Below are 18092 nucleotides of genomic sequence, written 5' to 3'. Positions count from 1 at the left end.
GCCCGGCCTCTTCGGCACAACTCAGGCTCCGCCACTTGGGCCGTTGAAAGCCGACGCCTGGTGACGGTCCGAAGCGTTCTGTCTCTTCCCCACCACTGGACTCCCCTGTGCCCGAACCCCGCCCCGACCCCGGCCTGCGCCGCACACAGCGGGCCAGCCGTGACCGTACCGATGACGATGTCCTCGTCGCCCCTGGCTACCTCGCCGGCAGTGCCTATTGCGGTGACGACGCCTTCGTCCCGCTGACCCATCACTACTGGCACGCCATGAGTGACGAGATGGGCAACTTCTACGTCACGACCATGGGCAGCCAGCTCCGCATCGCCTACGTCCCGGAAGCATCCGAACTGATGCCGGACGCCACCGCGTTGTGGCAGATCCGCTGCCGCACGGATCTGCACGCCCCACCGACGTGGACCGCGGCCTTCACCGACGAGACCCCTCCCGAGATCGTCGCCGCCGTCACCGCCGCCCTGGACGCCGACGTCACCGCGGGCCGATGGGACGACGAGCCCTACCGCGAGCGCGATGACCATCCGGAGATGGTGTGGGAGGTCCTGCGCGCCGCCCGCTGGCAGATCACCGTGGACGGCTGGCACATCACCGCGACCTCGCCCGACCGGCTGGCCCGCCTGGAATACCGCCCTCCCTCCTCGTTCGGCGGGCACACAGTGGCCCGAGACGAGGCGTGGCGCGCGAGGATCCTTGCCGCCCCGGATGCGCGACGGGCGCTGTGGGAGGCCGACTTCCACAGCGCCATCCCTGCCCACCTGGTCGCAGCCTTCGCCACGGCTCTGGCCGATCCGGCGCCGGTCTCCCGTGAACGCGCCTGCGTGCCGCGCGAGTGCCACGCCCACCTGCGCCCGCTGAAGCCGGACGCCCCCGCGGCGCCCCGGGCCGTGGCGGTGCCCACGCCGCGGGACCTCGCCCGCGCCCGGGCGGCTCGCGGTCCTGCACTGGCAACCGTCAGCGTTCCGCGCTGGTCAACCACGACACAGCCGCCCGCCGTTGCCGCCCCCGCCATCAAGCCGGGCCCGCGCCGCTGAACATCTCCGCCGCCGCGATCCAGCGCGACACAGCCGCCGAAGGCCACCGCGCGCTCGCCCACCACCAGCCCAGCCGCAAGCGTCTCCTTGCCGCCTCCTACGGCAACGGCACCACCTTGCCGTGGTACGAGCCGGTCACCGGCAGCGCCATCCCGTCCCGCCGCCCGAGCACGCGGCCGAAGGCGACAGCCGTACGGCGCTGACTGCCCGAGCCCCTTCGGGGTCGCCTCCTCGCTATCCGCCCACCCCGTACAGCGGCAAGCGCAGTGCACTGCCGAACGGCCGGTTCCACCAACCCTGCGCGAACGGCGAACGGCTGCCCCCTACTGATCCCCCCTTCCGGAGTTCTACCTGTGCGCAACCCGCCATCTGCCACTGAAGTGTTGTCGGTCTCCACCGCGGACGGCACTCGCCTGTCCGTCTACCGCGACACCCCTGTGCGCCCGCGCCCCGGCGGCGCGACGGTCGTGCTGGTGCACGGCGCGTCCGTCACCGCCGACCTGTGGCGCGTCCACACCCGGCACCTGACCGGCCTGGGCTTGACCGTCGTGCGCTACGACCAGCGCGCGCACGGTCACACCCCGCGCGGCCAGGCACCGCTGACGATCCGGCAGCTCGCCGACGACCTGCACCAGATCCTGACCCACCTCGTCCCCGCCGGACCGCTCGTGCTCGCCGGCCATTCCCTGGGCGCCCTCGTCCTGCAGGAACTCGCCGCCCTGCACCCCCAACACAAGGCCCGCATACGGGGCATGGTGCTGCTGTCTCCCACCGCACGCGGGGCGAGCGTGCTGCCCGACTGCAGCCCGCGTGCCCTGCTTCTGGCCGCCGGACGCAGCCTGTTCGCCCTGACCTGCACCCACGCTCCCCAGGCTGTGGACTTCCTGCGGCACCGGCTGCCCACCACACACCCCTACAGCCTCGCGCCCCACCCCGACCGACCGGCCGACGGGCCACCGCTGTGCCGCCACGGCATCCGCCACACCCACACCCGCGATCTCGCCGGCCTGTGGCAGTGCCTGCGCCGCTACCGGCCGCGCGACGCCACCGTGCTCAACCAGTTCGGCGACCGGCTGCTGCTGATGGCCGGCGCGGACGACCGGCACATCCCCGCCGCCCACACCAAGCAGCTGGCCGCCCAACTCCCTGCCGCCCGCCTGGAGATCCTTCCCCGCACCACGCACGCGCTGCCGATCCGGCACCCCGCGCTCATCAGTGACCGCATCGCCCGCCTCGCCGCCGATCCGGGCCCCCACCCTCCTCACCCCCAGGACCGATCATTTCCGAACTCCCTGCTTTCCGAGCAATTTCACTAGGTGCCGGTATACAGTCCAGCGCCATGCTCGCCCTCTCCGCACAAGGCATACTCCCGAAGGTCGACTACGCAATTTTCGCCGACACGGGCTGGGAACCGAGAGCCGTATATTCCCATCTCGACCGGCTGGAGCGAGAAATAGCCAGACCCGCAGGCATACCCGTTCTCCGCGTATCGTCCGGAAACATACGCAAGGATGCCCTGGACCCCGACCACAGATTTGCGTCAATGCCGCTCTACGTCCTGAACAAGGACGGAAATCCGGGTATGACCAGGCGCCAATGTACCGGGGAATATAAAATTAAGCCGATCAAGAAAAAGGTCCGCGAAATACTCGACTACCCCTATCCGACACGCATCCCCAAGGGCGTCTTCGTCGAGCAGTGGGTCGGCATCTCCACCGACGAATTCCACCGGGCCAAGGACTCCGACGTCAAGTACATGCGCAACCGGCACCCGCTCATCGACATGGGCTGGTCACGGTCCGACTGCATCCGCTACCTGACGTCGCTCGGCCTGGCCGACACCCCGAAATCTAGCTGCCTCGGGTGCCCTTTCCACGGAAACGCTCAATGGCGCAACATCCGCGACAACTCCCCACAGGAATGGGAGGACGTGGTGGAGTTCGACATGGCCATCCGCAAGGGAAATGCCCGCGCCAACGCGACCGGCAACCGTCTGCTCGGCGAGGCGTTTCTTCACCGCTCCCGCGTCCCTCTCAGCGAAGCTCCCATCGATCACGTCACCGCCGCCGAATGGGCGGCGATGCAGCAAGAACTCACCGAGAGCGGACCGGACCTGGAGGAGCTGGAGCAAGGAGTCGTCGACGGCTGTTCCCCGTGGGCCTGCCGCGGTGAAGTCGAGCCAGTGCAGGACGACTTCGGACTGGCTTCTTGACCATCCTGGACCTGTTTGCGGGTCCGGGGGGATGGAGCCACTCACTTAACGTCCTCGGCGTACGGGACGTGGGCCTGGAATGGGACGAGTGGGCCTGCAAAACCCGTGCGGCGGCAGGGCAGTTGACCATTCGCACCGACGTGGCGATGTACCCCGTCTGGCCCTTCCTCGGAAAAACCGCCGGGCTCATCGCGAGCCCGCCCTGCCAGGCATGGTCCATGGCCGGCAAGCGCCTCGGCCTGGTGGACCAGCCCCTGGTCCACCAGGCGGTCGCCGACCTCGCCACCGGCCGCGACACCCGCGCACACCTCCTGGCCGCCTGCCGTGACGAGCGCTCCCTGCTGGCCGCCGAGCCGATGCGCTACCTGCACGCTCTCAACACGGTCGGCCAGCCGGAGTGGGTGGCCATGGAGGAGGTCCCCGACGTGCTGCCGCTGTGGCGCCAGTACGCGCAGGTCCTGCGCACCTGGGGCTTCTCGGTATGGGCCGGCATCCTGAACGCCGCCGACTACGGGGTTCCGCAGACCCGCAGGCGGGCGATCCTGCTCGCCTCCCGCACCCGCACCGCCGAACCGCCCCCTCCCACCCACGCCAAAACCGCCGAACCGGAGAGCCTGTTCGGGCCGGGCCGCAAGGAATGGGTCTCCATGGCCGACGCCCTCGGCTGGGGCGCCACCGACCGCCCCGTCCCCACCGTCTGCGCAGGCGGCGGCCCCGGAGGCGGGCCCGAGCCTTTCCCCTCCGGCTCACGCAAGACCCTCACCGACGCCCGCGACCGCGGCACCTGGACACCACGGCCCGGCTCGGGAGTCGTCCTGCAATCCCGCCGTGAAAGTGCCGGTCGGGCACAGCGGCACGGGACCCGGGAACAGCGCTCGGCAGTCGCCCCGGCACTGGCCTTCACCGCCGAGGAGCACCGCTGGTCCTGGTCGCTGCGCAGCAACAACCAGGCGAACGCCACGGTCCGCAGCCTGGACGAACCCGCCGGCACCTTGTTCTTCGGCCACCGTGCCAACGAATGCACCTGGGTCGCCGAACCCGCGCACGACTCGGACGGCAACGTCCCGGCGCCGGATCCGATCCGGATCACGGCCCAGGAGGCCGGCGTCCTGCAGTCCTTCCCCGCCGACTACCCGTGGCAGGGCAACAAGGGCCAGCAGTTCTCCCAGATCGGCAATGCCGTGCCGCCCCGGCTCGCCGCTCACCTGCTGGCCCCGCACCTCGGCAAGACCCTCACCTCCGACGACTTCACCCTGGCTGCCTGATGCCCCACCCCACCGACGCGTACGAGGACGACGACCTGGACGACCTGCCGCCGCCGCAGCCCGTGCACTACGCCGAGCAGGCCCTCCTCGGCGCGCTCCTCCTCCACCCGCACCGACTCGCCGAGATCGGCGTCCTGAACGCGGAACACTTCGACAACTTCGCCCACGGCACCCTGTTCGCGGCGATCCGCACCGTGCCGGCGCCCAACCCGGAGCAGCACCTCACAGACCCGGCCTGGCTTAACACCGTCCTGGACAACGCGCGACCGGAGGCTCCGGGACTGACCGCCTCCTATCTCCACACCCTGATCCAGGTCTGCCCCTGGCCCAAGCACGCGGCAACGTACGCGCGGATGATCCGCGCCGACCACGCCCGCCGGACGCTGGGCGCCCACGCCGAACGGCTGGCCCTGGCCGCGACCGATGCCACGCTGCCGAACCCGGCCGCCACCACCCTCGCCCAGGCCGACGCCCTCGCGCGGTTCCTTGAGGACCTCGCCGGACAGTTCGCCCCGCACCCGGGCTCTCTGCCCCGCACGCCGCTGCTACCTGAGCCCCCGCAGGACGCGGGTGAGGAAGCCCTGGACGAGGAACGGTTCCTCCTCGCGAGCGCGACGGCGCACCCCGCCGAGGTGAAGGAGATGCGGTGGCTGCTGCCCGAGGACTTCGCCCTGTCCCTGCACGGCGCCCTGTGGCAGTGTCTGACCGCCCTCACTCACCGCGGTGCCCCGGTCGATCCGGTCACGGTGCTGTGGGAGGCCCAGCACCGCGGCCTCCTGAACGCCAACGTCGCGCCCGGCGACCTGATGGCCCTGGTCTCCACTCCCGTCGGCTCGCCGGAGTACTGGGGCGAGAAGGTCGTCGAGCGCGCCCTGCTCGCCCGCGCCCGCATCGTCGCCACCCGGATCACGGCCTACACCGACGATCCGGCCAACACTCCCCACCAGCTGATCACCGGCAGCCGCCGCGCACTGGCCGACCTCCACGCGCTGCGCACCCGCTGGAAGTACGCCAGCACGCCGGCACCGACGACCAGCCCCGCACGTACCAGGGCCTCAGCGCCACCGCGGGCTGGCCCGCCGCGAACAACGGCTCCGTCCGCCTCGCGTATCTCCCGCTGACTGACACCGGACCGCCTGTGGCCGGACCCTCAGGTCCCGTACACAGGCCGAATTGAGCGACGCCCCTTGACGACCCCCGCGATCGACGCGCACGTCCGTCTCGACACCCACCCCGCCCATTCCAGTGCCGTGACCGCCACCCTCGCCGGCACGCGACACCGCACCGCGCACGCGCTTCTGGCTGCCCGCGGATTCGAAGCCGTCGACGAGCACACGCTGGTCCTGGCCCGCATCGACCACGAGGAGTCCTACTGGGCGGAGAACGCCGCCCGGGCGCTGACCGTCGAAGGCATCACCACCGAGATCACGCCCCGGCTCCGCGAAGCCATCGACGAGGAATGGACATGGGCCAACTACCCCATGCACTGGTGCACTCGCGAGGAAATCCGGGAGGTCTCCAACGAAGCCCAGAAGATCTATGAAGACATCCGCCACGGCCGCCTCGTCGTCCACGCCCACGCCGACGACAGCGGAACCACCGTCGCGGTCGGCACCTACCGCGACGGCAAGAGCGTCTACCTCCACGGCGAGAACCACCTGCGGCAGATCGCCGACACCTTCGACTCAACTGCCCAGGCCCTCGCCGCCTTCGAACGCCTCCACGGCGACACTATGCGCCCCGGCCCCGCCCCCATGACCGACACCGAACGCCAGACCGCCGAAGCCCGCACCACGCTCGGCGCACCGGCCGCCGAAAAGCCCGAACAGCCCGTCCAGCGAACGGAAACGGTTCCCGCCTACGCCGCCGACCCCGGCGACCACGACGCCATCCTCGACCAGTTCCTCACCGAGCACGACGACTGGGAGAAGTGGCGCACCTGGACCGACGACACCACCCACGCCATCCACGAATCACAAACCCTGCGGGTCGAACGCATCCACGAGGCTGATCCCCGCGAGACTGCCTGGACCGTCGCCGCCTACGAGACCCCCGTCTCCGACCGGATGTGGCACCTCACCATGACAGGCGCCACCCCAGCGCCCGTCCTCAAGACCCTTCTGAGCGGGCTCGCCGAAGAGGACGCCTGGGAGACCGCCATCGGCAGCCCCACCACCGAGAAGACCGTCACCGCAGCCACCCGCCCCCTCACCGACGCCGGCTGGAAGCACACCCTGGACGGACGCTGGATCCGCTGGGAGACCCTCCAAGGCGATGCAGGCGTCCAGTTCGACGCCTTCGCCGCCCAGAACCCCCACAGCACCCTAGCCACCTGGACCCTCTGGGCCGGCCCCAGCATCGACCGTCCCACCTGGGCCATCACGGCCTCCCCCTACACACCCGCCGCACTGCTGGCCGACCTCGCCGGGAACCTCGCCCGTGGCACCGGAATCCGGACGCACACCCCCGTGAAGGTGAAGCCCACCGTGCACCTCACCACCACCCCCACGGCGCCACCTTCGACAGCCACCACGGCACAGCCCAGCCGATCCCGCTGACGGGGCTTGACCGATCGCGTAGCCGCTTAGAAGCACCGGACGGGGCCCGGCTCCCGGGGGATCGCGGCAGCGCGCTCCTCATCCGCCATCCGCTGCTGGTCCCGATTCAGGGCGTCCGATCGGGCTTCGGGGGTGACAGCCCCACCAACCGTGATCGCCGCCGTACCGGGGACATGGGTGAGCGAGTACCGGATGGGAGAGCGGCTGGAACGCGACGGCAGGTGCAAGCGGGCGACACCGGGCGGCAGCTCGGCACGCAGCGCTCCGTGCCAGCGGATCCACAGCGCGGGACGTCCGCGGAGGGCCTCGTCGCGGAGCTTGTCCACGGCGGTGCTGTCGTCCGCACGGTCGATCTCCACAGCGACCGGAGGGCCGTCCTTGCGAACCAGGCGGAGATCCAGGTAGGCAGACCAGGGCGGCGACCAGTAGATGCGGCAACCCCCACTCATCCGGCGAGGCGGGGCGATATAGCGCATCGGCGCCTCCCATCTGCACCTCCAGCCGGACGCCGTCGCCCACTCCGCCACTGCGCGGGTGATGCACAGGGTTGCCTCCTTGCCGGTCAGGCCGGCGAAGGAGAAGCGGGTCTCGGACAGGTGTGTGCGTAAGGCCGCAGCGAGAAACTCGGACTCGCCAGCCGCCGTCGGTTCGAGAGCCATCCGCCGATTCTCCGCCCGGGCACTGACAACAGCCGGGCATTGCTGCCGAACAGCGGGAACAGGCACGGACTGAGCCCGACACGGAGTCCCCGGAAGTGCCCGTCGTCGTCATCGCGCGGAACGAGGGCCAGCGGGTAGGCGACGCGATCGCTGTGCGGGCCACGGACGGGGACCTCCGGAGTTCGCCCCCGCGCCCCGTTCATGATCCCATTAACGGGTTATGAAGACCGTTCCTCTGCCCAGCCGTAGACGCCTGCTGCCATCGGAGCCGTCCTCCACGCCACCGTGGGCCCGTTCTTACCGTCAACGATGATTTCGTCGAATGCGGCGGGAAGTACGCCAGCGGGCAAGGGCTCCACCACTTCTCGGTAGAGAGGATCTGTAACGGCCAGAACCATCACGTCGGGCCACTGCTGCATCATCTGCCGGAGGGAGTACGAGTCCAGCAGCCGTGTCGCATCGTTTAGTTCTTGGCTCTGCCAACCCTGCGAGGTCACCAAGTTGACATCGAAGGGGGCCACGCCAACCACGATTCGCAGCCTGACGAGCATGGACGTTGGCATCATGCGGTTCGTCTCGCCCAGCTGGATGGGTCCCTTGAGCAGCAGGGAGCGCAGGACTGGAATCAAGGGGACGCTGCCATTGATCAGTTCGAGCAGCGAATCACCGCGATCCACACGACGCCGGTCTGCCTTGTCGACACCAGCAGACGCCAACACGGCGTCGGTGAACTCACAGGCAGCTTGATGAAGTTGCATCTGCACGGCGTCGCTGTGAGCGGCGGACCTCTCAGCGTCGAGCAGGAGAGCCCAACCCTTCGCCGGCTCTCCCGCCACCGGACTGCTGGATGCGAGCGCGGACTGCTCCGCCTCGGCAGCGCGGAGCCACAAGGCGTGTAGAGACTCGAGCTGCTGCTCAGCCGTCAGACTCGGCGCGCGCGACGCCAGAATCTCAAGAAGTGCGTCCGCTACATGCCATTGCGGAAGCCGAGGGCCGCTGAAGGCATCGTGTATGGAACTGCGTGATATCCCCGCCGCGCGCAACTCCTGGGCCATCGTCGTGAGACTCGGACGACCCGCTTGGAGGTGCAGCCTGTGTAGCGCGTCGTTGAACTCCCGGTGCTCCCGATCGGTCAGCGTCGGTTTTCGCAAAACTCCCGGTCGCCCCACAACAGCTCCCCGTCCAGTGCCGTCCAGAACCGTCCAACAGCATGGCATCTCGTCCGAGGTTGGAGGGCTTCATCCGGACACGTTCAGGGGTGGCGTCCGCCCGTCCAACGCCCTGAAGCAGGAGGTGATGCTCGACGTACCGCCCGGACGGACCGGCGGTACGCAGGAGGGCGAACGACATGCGGACAAGCAAGACAGCCCAGCGACTCGGAAGGGCAGCTCTGTTCTCTCTGATTCGTGGCGCCGCCACTGCGGCGGGTAGCGCCCTGGTGGCCGGCTGCGCGTGGTGGCTTCAGCGTCAGTAGCCGAACTCTGCCAGTGAGCCGGAGTTGTCCTGTGTCTGCCCCGGCCCCAAGGCTCCTGGGGCCGGTGACTATCTGAGCCGGAGGGCGAGTCCGGTTTCTGCAGACAGCCGTCGAGCTCACTGCGACACCACGAGTTCAACCTCAGCAGCCATGTCGCTCACGCCCGGGCATCAATTGCGGCGACCGAGGGGGCGCAACATAGCCGAGGATCGCCGGTTGGCCAAACCGGCGATCCTCCGCATCATTGATGGTCCACCGCCACTACCTGCCCGTACGTCGGAAGGCGCCGCCACCACAACATCCACAGCCGCACAGTCCCGCACGCATCCGCGTTGCGGCTGCACAAGGCGGCTACCCCGCCGCGTAGCTCGCGCGGAAGAGGTCCACAGCCCGCTCCACGTCCCGCTCAGACCGCAACTGCACCTCCAGGTCGCCTGTACCGTGGTGGCCGAGCCCTGTCACGTCCCGGGTGAAACCGGGCACGAGGTCCACATCCCTCGGATCGGCCTTGAGGTAGACGAGGAGCTTGGTCTTTTGCGGCGGGCAGACGCAGGCGAAGTTCCGCAGGCGCTGATACGCGCGGTACTGCTTGCGCTGCACCCGGCTGACGCCGTCCCCGAGGCCGAGCAACACCTCATCGACCGCCTCCGCCAGCTCTGCCAGCGCCCCACTGTGCCCGCGGACCGGCGGAAGCCCGGCCGCGCGCCGGCGGGCCCGCTTGGCGGCAGGCGTGTGCCCGGTGACGGAAGCCACGGTCTCAAGACCAATCAGGTCCTTGCCGAAGAATCGGTAGCGGACCAGGTCGATGCTGCGGCGGTGCTCGCGTACGGCGTGCACGTCGTAGCGGGTGAAGTCGCCGGCGACGCAGATCAGCCTGGGCGCGCTCCACAGCACCTGGGCCGCGGTCGTGGCCCCGAGCCGGTCGCGGACCAGGTGCTGGAACTCGGCTCGGTGATCCATCAGCCAGCCGAGATAGAACAGCCCCTGGTTGATGACGCCGGAGTCCACACCCCGCTTGTACTCGACGACCACGGGAGCCCCGTTCTCGTCGAGGCCCAGCGAGTCGATCCGGCCACCGTGGACTGGGCCGGTGCTGTACTCGCTCGCCAGGAACCGGACCCCGAGCAACTTCTCCATGTTGCCCTCGACGACGCTCTGCACATCGGCCTCGGCATCAGCAAGACGCGGCGCGACCTCAGTCACGCCGCCATTCGTGTTGTAGAGCTTCAGATCCGGCACCGCCCCTCCCGTGCAGCCAGTGTGGCCGACACTCAACAGCAGGGGCTGTCGAATTTATTTCCGGGTACTCCGCAGCCTGGTCCCGGGAATCTCCTGGGGCACCGTCGACGGCTCCGGCACCTTCACGATGTCCGCCGCGCCAAATTCATGCTCGACGCCGTGTCCGCCGAGGTACTCGTCGCTGCCGAACGCACCGGCCTGCTGGTCGGACGCCTCGGACTGAACGACGCACACGGTATGCCCCTGTGTGCGCGAGTCGTACCACCACGCATCACATGGACCGCCGAGCGCGCTCATTGATCGTGCGGCTGAGGTGCGACCCGGAAGCCTTTCACCGAGCCGTCGGCGCACCTCTGACCAGCGTTTCAGACCGCCGGGCACCCCATCAGGCGAGCGTCCACCATCGCCGGTTGACGATTCCCTACATGTAGTGGGCCTCGCGGGCGGCGACGGCCTGATCCGGCGCGCGCGGTCCGCACCGTAGAGGCGTTCAGGACCGGCTCAGGAGAAATCTGTCGAACAACCACTCCAGGACGAGGATCATGGCGGGATGGCTGCGTACCTGTATGACCGGCTGGTGACGGAGGACGAGTATCGCCAGCGCGTCCGGCGGCATCGTCCCAGCTCGCTGCTGCGTCTGATCGCCGCAGCGGCGGCCCGCTACAGCACGCCTGAGCGGCCACAGTCCTGGCTGGAAAGCCCCTCACTGAAGTACACGCCGTGGGCGCTGGCTGACGCGGCCCGCGTCAGCCTGGCCTACGGCACCGAGTACCAGCGGTCCGAAGCCACTGAGCGTGATCTTCTGGAGATCCTGGCGGCGTACTCCAGCTTGAAGGAACCGACCCTGCACGGCGCGGACGAACCTGACGTCCGCATGCGGGACTTCATGATGCGTCTGGGCGGTGAGCAGGCTGCCTGGCAGGCCCCGGAATTCGTCAGTCTCGCCCGTACCGCGGCGCTGTACCTGCAAACCCCGTTTCCCGCGCACCGGCAGCCCCGCTGCATGATCCCGGGCTGGGACACCGAGTTGTTCGGCTGTCCGCTGCCCGACTACGTCGGTTCCGCGCAACTGCTGTGGGGGTGCGTGCTGTTGAACGCCGGGCGTTTCGATCCCGCGATCTTCGACAGTCCCGACGGCGAGAAGTTCAACCGGGTAGTCAGCCGGGAGACGGTCCTGCGCGTCATCGAACGGCACTTCGCCACCGACGTGGCTTCCGTCAAGGCGACCGAGAAGCAGACCATGGAGAACCTGGCGAGGGTGGCCGGCGGCAAAACGGCCCAGCTCCGGCGGTTCACGTACAGCCCGCTGATCGGGCGGCCGGCGGTCACCGGCTTCGGGCCCGGTCTGCTGTGCCCGTCACCTCAGCTGGTCTGGCGCAAGGCGACTCCGGCCGGTATCTACCACACGGGGCTTGAGCACTTCGGACCCGTCTTTCTGGAAGAGACCGGTTACCTCTTCGAAGAGTACGTCGGCCGCCAGCTCCGCCTGATACCGAATGCCGACGTCGTCGGAGAGATCACGTACCGGGTCAAGCGTAACCAGCTGCACAGCGTCGACTGGACCGTCATCTTCGATGACCTGGTGCTGCTTGTGGAGGTCAAGTCGATGATGCCCACCGAGAACGCCCGGCTCGGCCTGGAAGGCGGAGTAGCAGAGACCGACAGAAAACTGGCCCGCGCCTACCGCCAGGTCAACGCCACCTCGACCCAGATCGACCAGCGCAATCCGGCATTCGCCGAAATTCCGACCGACCGTCCGCGCCAAGCACTGATCGTCACCCTTGAGCCGTTTCCCATCGCCAACGCCAACCTGCCCCGCGTCGACCTGCCCGCCGCCGATATCCCGACCACGGTCATCGGGGCCCAGGAGATCGAACGCCTAGTGACCTTGACCGACACCACGCCCAGCTCTCTGCTCGTGGGGCGCGCAGCCGACCCCCAACGCTCCACTTGGGCGCTCAACGAATGCCTCACTGGACACGAGAGCGACCGCAACCCGGTCCTCGATAAGGGATGGGCGGCCTATCCCTGGGCGACAGCCCGGCTGGCTCCCTCGTCGGATCCGCTGCAGTCCCTGAGGCGCGGGTTCTCGTAGTGGGCCGCGAACCTGCTGTGGCTCCGGATCATGGGTGGCTCGCGCAGGGAAGCCTCACCGGGAGACCGGCTCCCGGCCGGCCCTTTCAGCCGGCTCGAGTTCGAGAAGGAGCCATAGGGAGCATCAGTGGTAGGATAGGTAGCATGAGTGAGCCTACCGGCAAGTACTCGATCACCATGCCCCGCGACATCGCCGAAGCCGCCAAGGCCCGCAGCGGCCCCTCCGGCCTGTCCGCCTACGTCGCCGCCGCCGTGGCCCGCCAGATCGAGCGCGACAACCTCAACGAACTCATCCAAGTCGCCGAAGCCGAGCACGGGCCCGTGACCGACGAGGAGATCCAGGCCCTGCGCGACCAGCTCCACCAGGCGCACCGGGAGCAAACGCAGGACGGAGCCGACGCCGCGTGACCCCCTCCCCCGCCGTCCCCGGCGGCACGCTCGTCCTGGACAGTGAAGGGCTGGCCAAGGCCGTCCTGCGCGACCGCACGGTCACCGGCTGGCTAGCGCTCGCCCGCGCCGACGACCTGCGCGTCATCACCTGTGCGGCCACCCTCGTCGAAGTGGTCCACCCTCGAATCAACCGGCCGGCCCTGGAGTGGACGCTGTCCCGCCTGGTCGTCGAACCGGTCACCGAGCCGATCGCCCGCCACGCCGCCGCGCTCCTCGCCGACGCCGGCCTGCACGGCCACAAGTACGCCATCGACGCCATGCTCGGCGCCACCGCCCTCGCCGCGCCCGGCCCCGTCACCATCCTCACCTCGGACCCCGAGGACCTGACCGTGCTGTGCGGCGGACGGGCCACTGTGATCAAGGTCTGACACACAGCGCCCTCCTCAATCACGACGAGCCACGGCAGTCACCAATTCGCCCCGGACGCGACTGATCCAAGCCGGGCGGCCATAGACGCTCAGGAACCCTTCGATGGCCTGACTGCTGCTGGACTCCACAGTCCCACCGAAAGCAGCAGCCTCCTCCAGCACTCGGCGGCTCGCGTCGGGCATGGCAATCGTCTGGATCCGCCGCGTGACGCACCATAGCCGGGGAACGATGTCGTTCAACTCGACGATGCGAAGGTGCAGCAATGGACGCTGGGGTGGCTGCCCTGCTAGGTACAGCCGTGGGAGGACTCCTCGGAGCAGGCGGGACCCTGGGAGCAGCCGCCCTGACGGGAAGATCTCAGGGACGCAGTCAGCACTCGCACTGGCGGCGCCAGGGGCGACGCGAGGTGTACAGCAGATTCCTCGAAGCCATCACTGCCCACCAGGAAGCTCTGGGACGTCTTTCATCGATGGCTTACGCCTCCGTCCGGGGAGATCACTCCCCGGAAGAACTCGCCGCCGCGTGGCAAGAGGTATCCGCGCTCTTGCCGGCAGTGCGCACCACCGGCCCCATCGTCATGATCGAAGGACCACGCGGCATCGCAGACCTGGTCGAAGCCATCGTGGAACTTGCAACCACAGCCACATACAACGCCAGGTCTTATTCCTTGATCCACGCCAAGCGCGCGTACGACGATCCAGCGCTTGGCCAACGCTCGCGAGCGGTGTCGACGGCTGCCTCCGAACTCAAGGAGAAGCTCTCAGCCTTCGCCGGGCAGGCGCGAAACGCCCTCGACGCTCCGGACGGGCTCCTCGACGACATCGGCACCCCGGCACAGGCATGACCGCGCACAGGGCTCGCTGAGGCCCTGACTTTGCCTGAATCGGGATCCGAACGAACCTCTGTCGTGGCATGGGCTGACCTCTGAATGTGCCCGTGCTGCCCGAAGCCCACGCCTGTGCGTTCAGATATAGAACTTGAATTGAGGCAGTGGCTCCCGGTCGGCGGGGATTTCCCTCATGATCTCGCCAACCAGCCCGGAGAACTTGATCGTGATCGGCAGGAGTCCGCCCAATGCGGCCGAGTTCCAGTTGAGCTTGGTGAGCGCGAGAACTTCCCTCAACAGGGCGTCCCGCGAAGAGTCCTGCCCGACGTGATCAGCAACCTGGAGCGGCGCCGGAACGTGCATCCCGTGGAACTCGTTGAGCGCGGATATGTAACCCGTCGTGTACAGGTAGTCCAACTCCCCGAAGCTGAAGCGGGTTCCGCGAAGCGGCGGATACTTCGAGGTGGTGATGAGGCGAACCCGGCTCTGCGCTTCGAGCGCCATCAGGTCGTAGCGCCGCACGCGGGACTCGATTGCCGCGCGGAAGCCGTCGCGTTCGTCCGGCCAGTAGCGCGAGGTCTTGTGGACCACGACGCGAGCTGGGGTCTGCTTCATGACTGCCTCGTACCGGTCGAGTACCAGGGCCATCAGCTGGTGCGCGCCGTCGGCCGTCAGGTGAGGCGAACGGCTCCCGGTCTTGTTCGGATCCCACTCGAATTCGTGTCCCCGGAGAACCAGCCCTTCCCCTCGCTCGTCAAACGCCTGCACGAGGCTGGTCTGCATCGTCGCAGCCGCGCTACCCAGCGGCCGGTAGAAGCCGATGCCGACGTAGCAGGTCCCGGGCGTGAGGCCGTACGGACTCCACGGATAGCCTCCCGCCTTGCAGTACATCGCGGTGAAGAAGTTCCACGCGATGCGGGAGGGCGGTGTCCTGTCGCGCCCGTCGAGCGTGGGCGCTCGGACTATCTGCGTCGGCATGCGGAACTTCATGGCGCTTGCCTTGAGGGCGCGGCGCAGGTCGCGATGGACCGCGCCGGTCTCTTTGCTGGTGTAGTCGGCCGTGCCGCAGCGCGTCACGATCTGGTCGGACAGCGCGATCACGACGTAGTCGGGGACGCTGTCACGCTCTGCCAACTGCCGGAACTTGGTCTCGAACAGGGTCAGGGCAGCGTGGAAGCGGTCCTTCTGCGACTTGATCTCCAGCACCTGCCGCAGCTCGGTCTGCCCGAGTTCCTCATTCCACGCATCGTCGAACTCCAGCGACGAGAAGAACCCGCGGTCGGGCATCCACCCGGGGAACTCCGGGTTGTTCACGTCTCCGCGTACGCCCTCGGCGCGACTGCTCATCCAGGTCCGGGCCGCCTCGACGAGCTCTGCGGTGCCGATCAGACCCACGCGCAGCCGTGTGGGGTGGCGGCCCGATGCTGTCCAGGAACGCGGCCCGTAACGTGCGATGCCGGCCTTGGGGTCGATGTGCAGGCCATCGTCGGCGAACTGCAGCAGCGGTTCGGGAAAGTAGGTGCTGGCGATGAGGGACGGCGAGCCGGTGGGCGAGACACTCGGTGGAGCAGGGCGTGCCGTCATCGCAGTGTTTCCTCCGCGTCCTCGTCGTCTTCGCCGGCGGGATCGTCGTCCTCGCTCAGGCCCTCCGCCTCGGCCCAGGTGAAGAGGTCGTCCACGTACTCGACGTTCTTGAAGGGCATGTCGTGCTCGGCGGGAATGCCCGGCCAGCGCACCTGCCCGCTGCTCAGCGAGGTCGAGACGATCAAATTCTGCCGGTCGGTACCGAAGGGGAAGAAAATCCGCGGAGTGCTCCTGCCGAGGAAGTCCCGCCAGAACTGGACTTCGCCCAGGAGGTCGTGGTTGAACAGGCGGGACTTCTTCCGGGTCACCTGCCGCCCGATGTACTTGGCCTGTATGGACTCGAAGCCGTCGGAGGTGACACGCAGCTCGGGTCTGACGCTCAGGCACCACTGGTTGTCACCGATGAGGAAGAAGCGCAGCGAAACAGCACGGTGAAGCCAGTAGTTGCGAGCCTCTCCGGTCGCTCGCTTCTTGGGCTGCCATACGACACTCCGGGTCGCCCTGCTGGCATTCAACGGCCGGTACGGCACGGACCGTTCAACGCCTGCCACCTCCGGTTCGAAGTAATAGCGGTGGTGGTCGTGGTCAAGCCGCAGTCCGAGACGCCCGGTGAGCTTGTTCAGCGACCGGTTCAGCAGCGCGACGTACCACCCCAGCCTGTCGGGATCCGTCCACCACTCCTTGGTGGAGAAGCGCTCAGTCTCCGTGCCAGCCACCACGTCAGCGAACGGGTTGCCGGTGTCACGCAAGTCCTGGAATGCCCACAACCGCCCCTCACGCAGGATGAAAGGCGTCATCGTCCCGGCAGACGCCGCGGCCGGCCGGACCTCGTTCTCCCGACCGGCAGAGCAAGGGGCACCGTAGATGTAACGCGGCATCTGCGTGACCGGCAGCACGTTGCTGTACACGGTGTCGTTGACCATCGGGGGCAACTCCGACGGCACGTTGGAACGCCCGCCGAGCCTGCGCTCGATCCGCTGTTCGTGAGTCTCTTTCATGGCGTGCAGACGCTCCACCGTGTACTTCGCAAGCGCACCTTCGGAGTCGATCAGCTGATGATGCTGATTGCACAGCAAGATCAAATTCTCGTACCGATTGCGCTCCTCCGGCGTCAGCGGCGAATCGCCCCGCGGACCGTTCGGGCTCTCCGCGACGATGTGGGCCATCTCGCCGAGCACCACAACGGGGTCCTCCGGCGTCCCCTGAGCCGTCAGCAGCAAGCCGCATTCGGGAAAGGCGCAGATATTGCCGGACCGCTGGGTCAACTTGCGTTGCTGCGCGACAGGTACGGCCACGACACCTCCTCCAGGTACCCACATGCTACGGACGACCTCTGACAAAGGCCCTCCCTCGCACAACCGAAGCACCGCCTGTCTGGCTGTCCCGCGGCCACTGCGGAGCCATGTTTGACCGGGTCATCGCCGATTCCGCCCAGAGGCCACTGATCCTCCTCGGGCGGCTGGTCGTAGGCGCTCAGCAGCCCTCGATGCGCTGGTTGTTGATGGACTGCCGGTCGTACAGGCACTTCGCGTACCGGCTCAGCAGGACCTCGACGCTGTCGCCGGCCCGCTGGGCGACCTCGGCCGGGTCCGCGCCCGTGCACAGCCACGTGGACAACGCCGAGTGCCGCAGGTCGTACGGACGCTTCGCGAGCGGGGTGCTGGTGAGCGCGGGTGGCAGGGCGAGGTCGCGGGTCTCGTGCCAGACCCGGTGGTAGGTGGTGTAGCTGTGGCGACGTGCTCGAGCCACAGGGCCACCAGATGCGGTGGCAGCGGCACCACCCGTGTCTCTCCCGGCGGACGGTCTTCAGCCCGCGCTCGTCGTGGAACTGGCCGGTGTCGGTCCACCGTTTTGCCCGCCTGCGGCCGAGTGCGGTGCAGGATCAACCGCCCCCAACCGGTGCGGGGCAGGCGGCAGTCCGGCAGCGCCACCGCGACCGCCTCCTCCGGCCGCAGCCCCGCGTAGTACAGGCCGGCGAAGAACCCGACCAGCCCGACGGCCACGGGCCCGCCGGTAACCGCCCACGTAGGAGACGGCGCTGACTGCCCAACTCACCCCGCTCCACGGCGTAGTGGAGCGCGTGCACGAACACCTTGCGCTTGCGACGCATCGTCTCCACCGCCGCCTCACCGCCGTCCAGCTTGCGGCGTAGCGACTCCAACACGTCGCGAGCCAGGACCGGATCATGCAGGTCGACCAGCGGCCGTGATGCCTTCACCACCCATTGCAGCACCAGCCGGTCCTCTGCCGGCAGCTCCCGCTGATCCGGCCCCGGCACGACAAAGGCCCAGTGCCGCAGGGCACAGCGCAGCAGCT

15 protein-coding genes and 2 pseudogenes are annotated in these 18092 nt (G+C 68.4%); 11 read left to right on the top strand and 6 right to left on the bottom strand.

What is annotated here, in order from left to right:
• Positions 1-107: 107 nt before the first annotated feature.
• From ABT063_RS33600 to ABT063_RS33575, 6 genes are all read left to right on the top strand, one after another.
• Positions 108-1046, top strand: a complete 939-nt coding sequence (locus ABT063_RS33600; RefSeq protein ID WP_351063661.1) for an SPDY domain-containing protein — start codon at positions 108-110, stop codon at positions 1044-1046.
• 380 nt (positions 1047-1426) lie between these two features.
• Positions 1427-2362: an alpha/beta fold hydrolase gene (locus tag ABT063_RS33595; protein ID WP_351063659.1), complete on the top strand. Its 936-nt coding sequence runs from the start codon at positions 1427-1429 to the stop codon at positions 2360-2362.
• A 23-nt stretch (positions 2363-2385) separates the two neighbouring features.
• The gene (locus tag ABT063_RS33590) at positions 2386-3258 is read left to right on the top strand and encodes an adenine nucleotide alpha hydrolase family protein (RefSeq protein ID WP_351063657.1); all 873 of its coding nucleotides are present in this window, start codon (positions 2386-2388) and stop codon (positions 3256-3258) included.
• Positions 3255-4523, top strand: a complete 1269-nt coding sequence (locus tag ABT063_RS33585; protein ID WP_351063655.1) for a DNA cytosine methyltransferase — start codon at positions 3255-3257, stop codon at positions 4521-4523. The genes ABT063_RS33590 and ABT063_RS33585 overlap by 4 nt, the downstream gene beginning before the upstream one ends.
• Positions 4523-5644 carry a DnaB-like helicase N-terminal domain-containing protein gene (locus ABT063_RS33580; RefSeq protein ID WP_351063653.1) on the top strand — a complete coding sequence of 374 codons (1122 nt, stop codon included), beginning with the start codon at positions 4523-4525 and terminating at the stop codon, positions 5642-5644. Before ABT063_RS33585 ends, ABT063_RS33580 begins: the two co-directional genes overlap by 1 nt.
• A gap of 66 nt (positions 5645-5710) precedes the next feature.
• Entirely contained in the window at positions 5711-7081 is a 1371-nt protein-coding gene (locus ABT063_RS33575; protein ID WP_351063651.1) for an SPDY domain-containing protein, read from the top strand.
• A gap of 26 nt (positions 7082-7107) precedes the next feature.
• Here the strand turns inward: ABT063_RS33575 and ABT063_RS33570 are convergent, their stop codons facing one another.
• The 3 genes from ABT063_RS33570 to ABT063_RS33560 form a co-directional block, all read right to left on the bottom strand.
• Positions 7108-7740: a hypothetical protein gene (locus ABT063_RS33570; protein ID WP_351063649.1), complete on the bottom strand. Its 633-nt coding sequence runs from the start codon at positions 7738-7740 to the stop codon at positions 7108-7110.
• Positions 7741-7958: 218 nt separating this feature from the next.
• Positions 7959-8795, bottom strand: coding sequence for a hypothetical protein (locus tag ABT063_RS33565; RefSeq protein ID WP_351063647.1), 837 nt, complete (start codon positions 8793-8795; stop codon positions 7959-7961).
• 770 nt (positions 8796-9565) lie between these two features.
• Positions 9566-10453 (bottom strand): DUF5655 domain-containing protein, encoded by an 888-nt coding sequence (locus ABT063_RS33560; RefSeq protein WP_351063646.1) that lies wholly within the window; start codon positions 10451-10453, stop codon positions 9566-9568.
• Between the two features lie 88 nt (positions 10454-10541).
• Between ABT063_RS33560 and ABT063_RS33555 the strand changes: the two are divergent.
• The 5 genes and pseudogenes from ABT063_RS33555 to ABT063_RS33535 all read left to right on the top strand — a co-directional run.
• Positions 10542-10753: pseudogene (locus ABT063_RS33555) on the top strand (DUF5990 family protein); the annotation flags it as partial.
• Positions 10754-11003: 250 nt separating this feature from the next.
• Positions 11004-12548: a hypothetical protein gene (locus tag ABT063_RS33550; protein WP_351063644.1), complete on the top strand. Its 1545-nt coding sequence runs from the start codon at positions 11004-11006 to the stop codon at positions 12546-12548.
• 143 nt (positions 12549-12691) lie between these two features.
• Positions 12692-12955, top strand: coding sequence for a CopG family transcriptional regulator (locus ABT063_RS33545; RefSeq protein WP_351063643.1), 264 nt, complete (start codon positions 12692-12694; stop codon positions 12953-12955).
• Complete coding sequence (locus ABT063_RS33540; RefSeq protein ID WP_351063642.1) at positions 12952-13365, top strand: PIN domain-containing protein; 414 nt, start codon at positions 12952-12954, stop codon at positions 13363-13365. Before ABT063_RS33545 ends, ABT063_RS33540 begins: the two co-directional genes overlap by 4 nt.
• A 407-nt stretch (positions 13366-13772) precedes the next feature.
• Entirely contained in the window at positions 13773-14210 is a 438-nt protein-coding gene (locus ABT063_RS33535; RefSeq protein WP_351063640.1) for a hypothetical protein, read from the top strand.
• A 120-nt stretch (positions 14211-14330) separates the two neighbouring features.
• Here the strand turns inward: ABT063_RS33535 and ABT063_RS33530 are convergent, their stop codons facing one another.
• The 3 genes and pseudogenes from ABT063_RS33530 to ABT063_RS52390 all read right to left on the bottom strand — a co-directional run.
• Positions 14331-15776 carry an argonaute/piwi family protein gene (locus ABT063_RS33530; protein ID WP_351063638.1) on the bottom strand — a complete coding sequence of 482 codons (1446 nt, stop codon included), beginning with the start codon at positions 15774-15776 and terminating at the stop codon, positions 14331-14333.
• Complete coding sequence (locus ABT063_RS33525) at positions 15773-17071, bottom strand: HNH endonuclease (protein ID WP_351063636.1); 1299 nt, start codon at positions 17069-17071, stop codon at positions 15773-15775. The genes ABT063_RS33530 and ABT063_RS33525 overlap by 4 nt, the downstream gene beginning before the upstream one ends.
• 178 nt (positions 17072-17249) lie before the next feature.
• Positions 17250-17916 (bottom strand): annotated as a pseudogene (locus ABT063_RS52390) (site-specific integrase); the annotation flags it as partial.
• Positions 17917-18092 lie beyond the last annotated feature (176 nt).

This window comes from Streptomyces sp. NPDC002838, assembly GCF_040295365.1.
GTDB lineage: Bacteria > Actinomycetota > Actinomycetes > Streptomycetales > Streptomycetaceae > Streptomyces.
This window is presented reverse-complemented; position numbering and strand designations above follow the sequence as displayed.

Excerpts from the sequence above, each read along its gene's own strand:
- ABT063_RS33590 (WP_351063657.1), top strand. The coding sequence starts at position 2,386 with ATGCTCGCCCTCTCCGCACAAGGCATACTCCCGAAGGTCGACTACGCA.
- ABT063_RS33580 (WP_351063653.1), top strand. The coding sequence starts at position 4,523 with ATGCCCCACCCCACCGACGCGTACGAGGACGACGACCTGGACGACCTG.
- ABT063_RS33570 (WP_351063649.1), bottom strand. The coding sequence starts at position 7,740 with ATGGCTCTCGAACCGACGGCGGCTGGCGAGTCCGAGTTTCTCGCTGCG.
- ABT063_RS33565 (WP_351063647.1), bottom strand. The coding sequence starts at position 8,795 with ATGGCCCAGGAGTTGCGCGCGGCGGGGATATCACGCAGTTCCATACAC.
- ABT063_RS33550 (WP_351063644.1), top strand. The coding sequence starts at position 11,004 with ATGGCTGCGTACCTGTATGACCGGCTGGTGACGGAGGACGAGTATCGC.
- ABT063_RS33545 (WP_351063643.1), top strand. The coding sequence starts at position 12,692 with ATGAGTGAGCCTACCGGCAAGTACTCGATCACCATGCCCCGCGACATC.
- ABT063_RS33530 (WP_351063638.1), bottom strand. The coding sequence starts at position 15,776 with ATGACGGCACGCCCTGCTCCACCGAGTGTCTCGCCCACCGGCTCGCCG.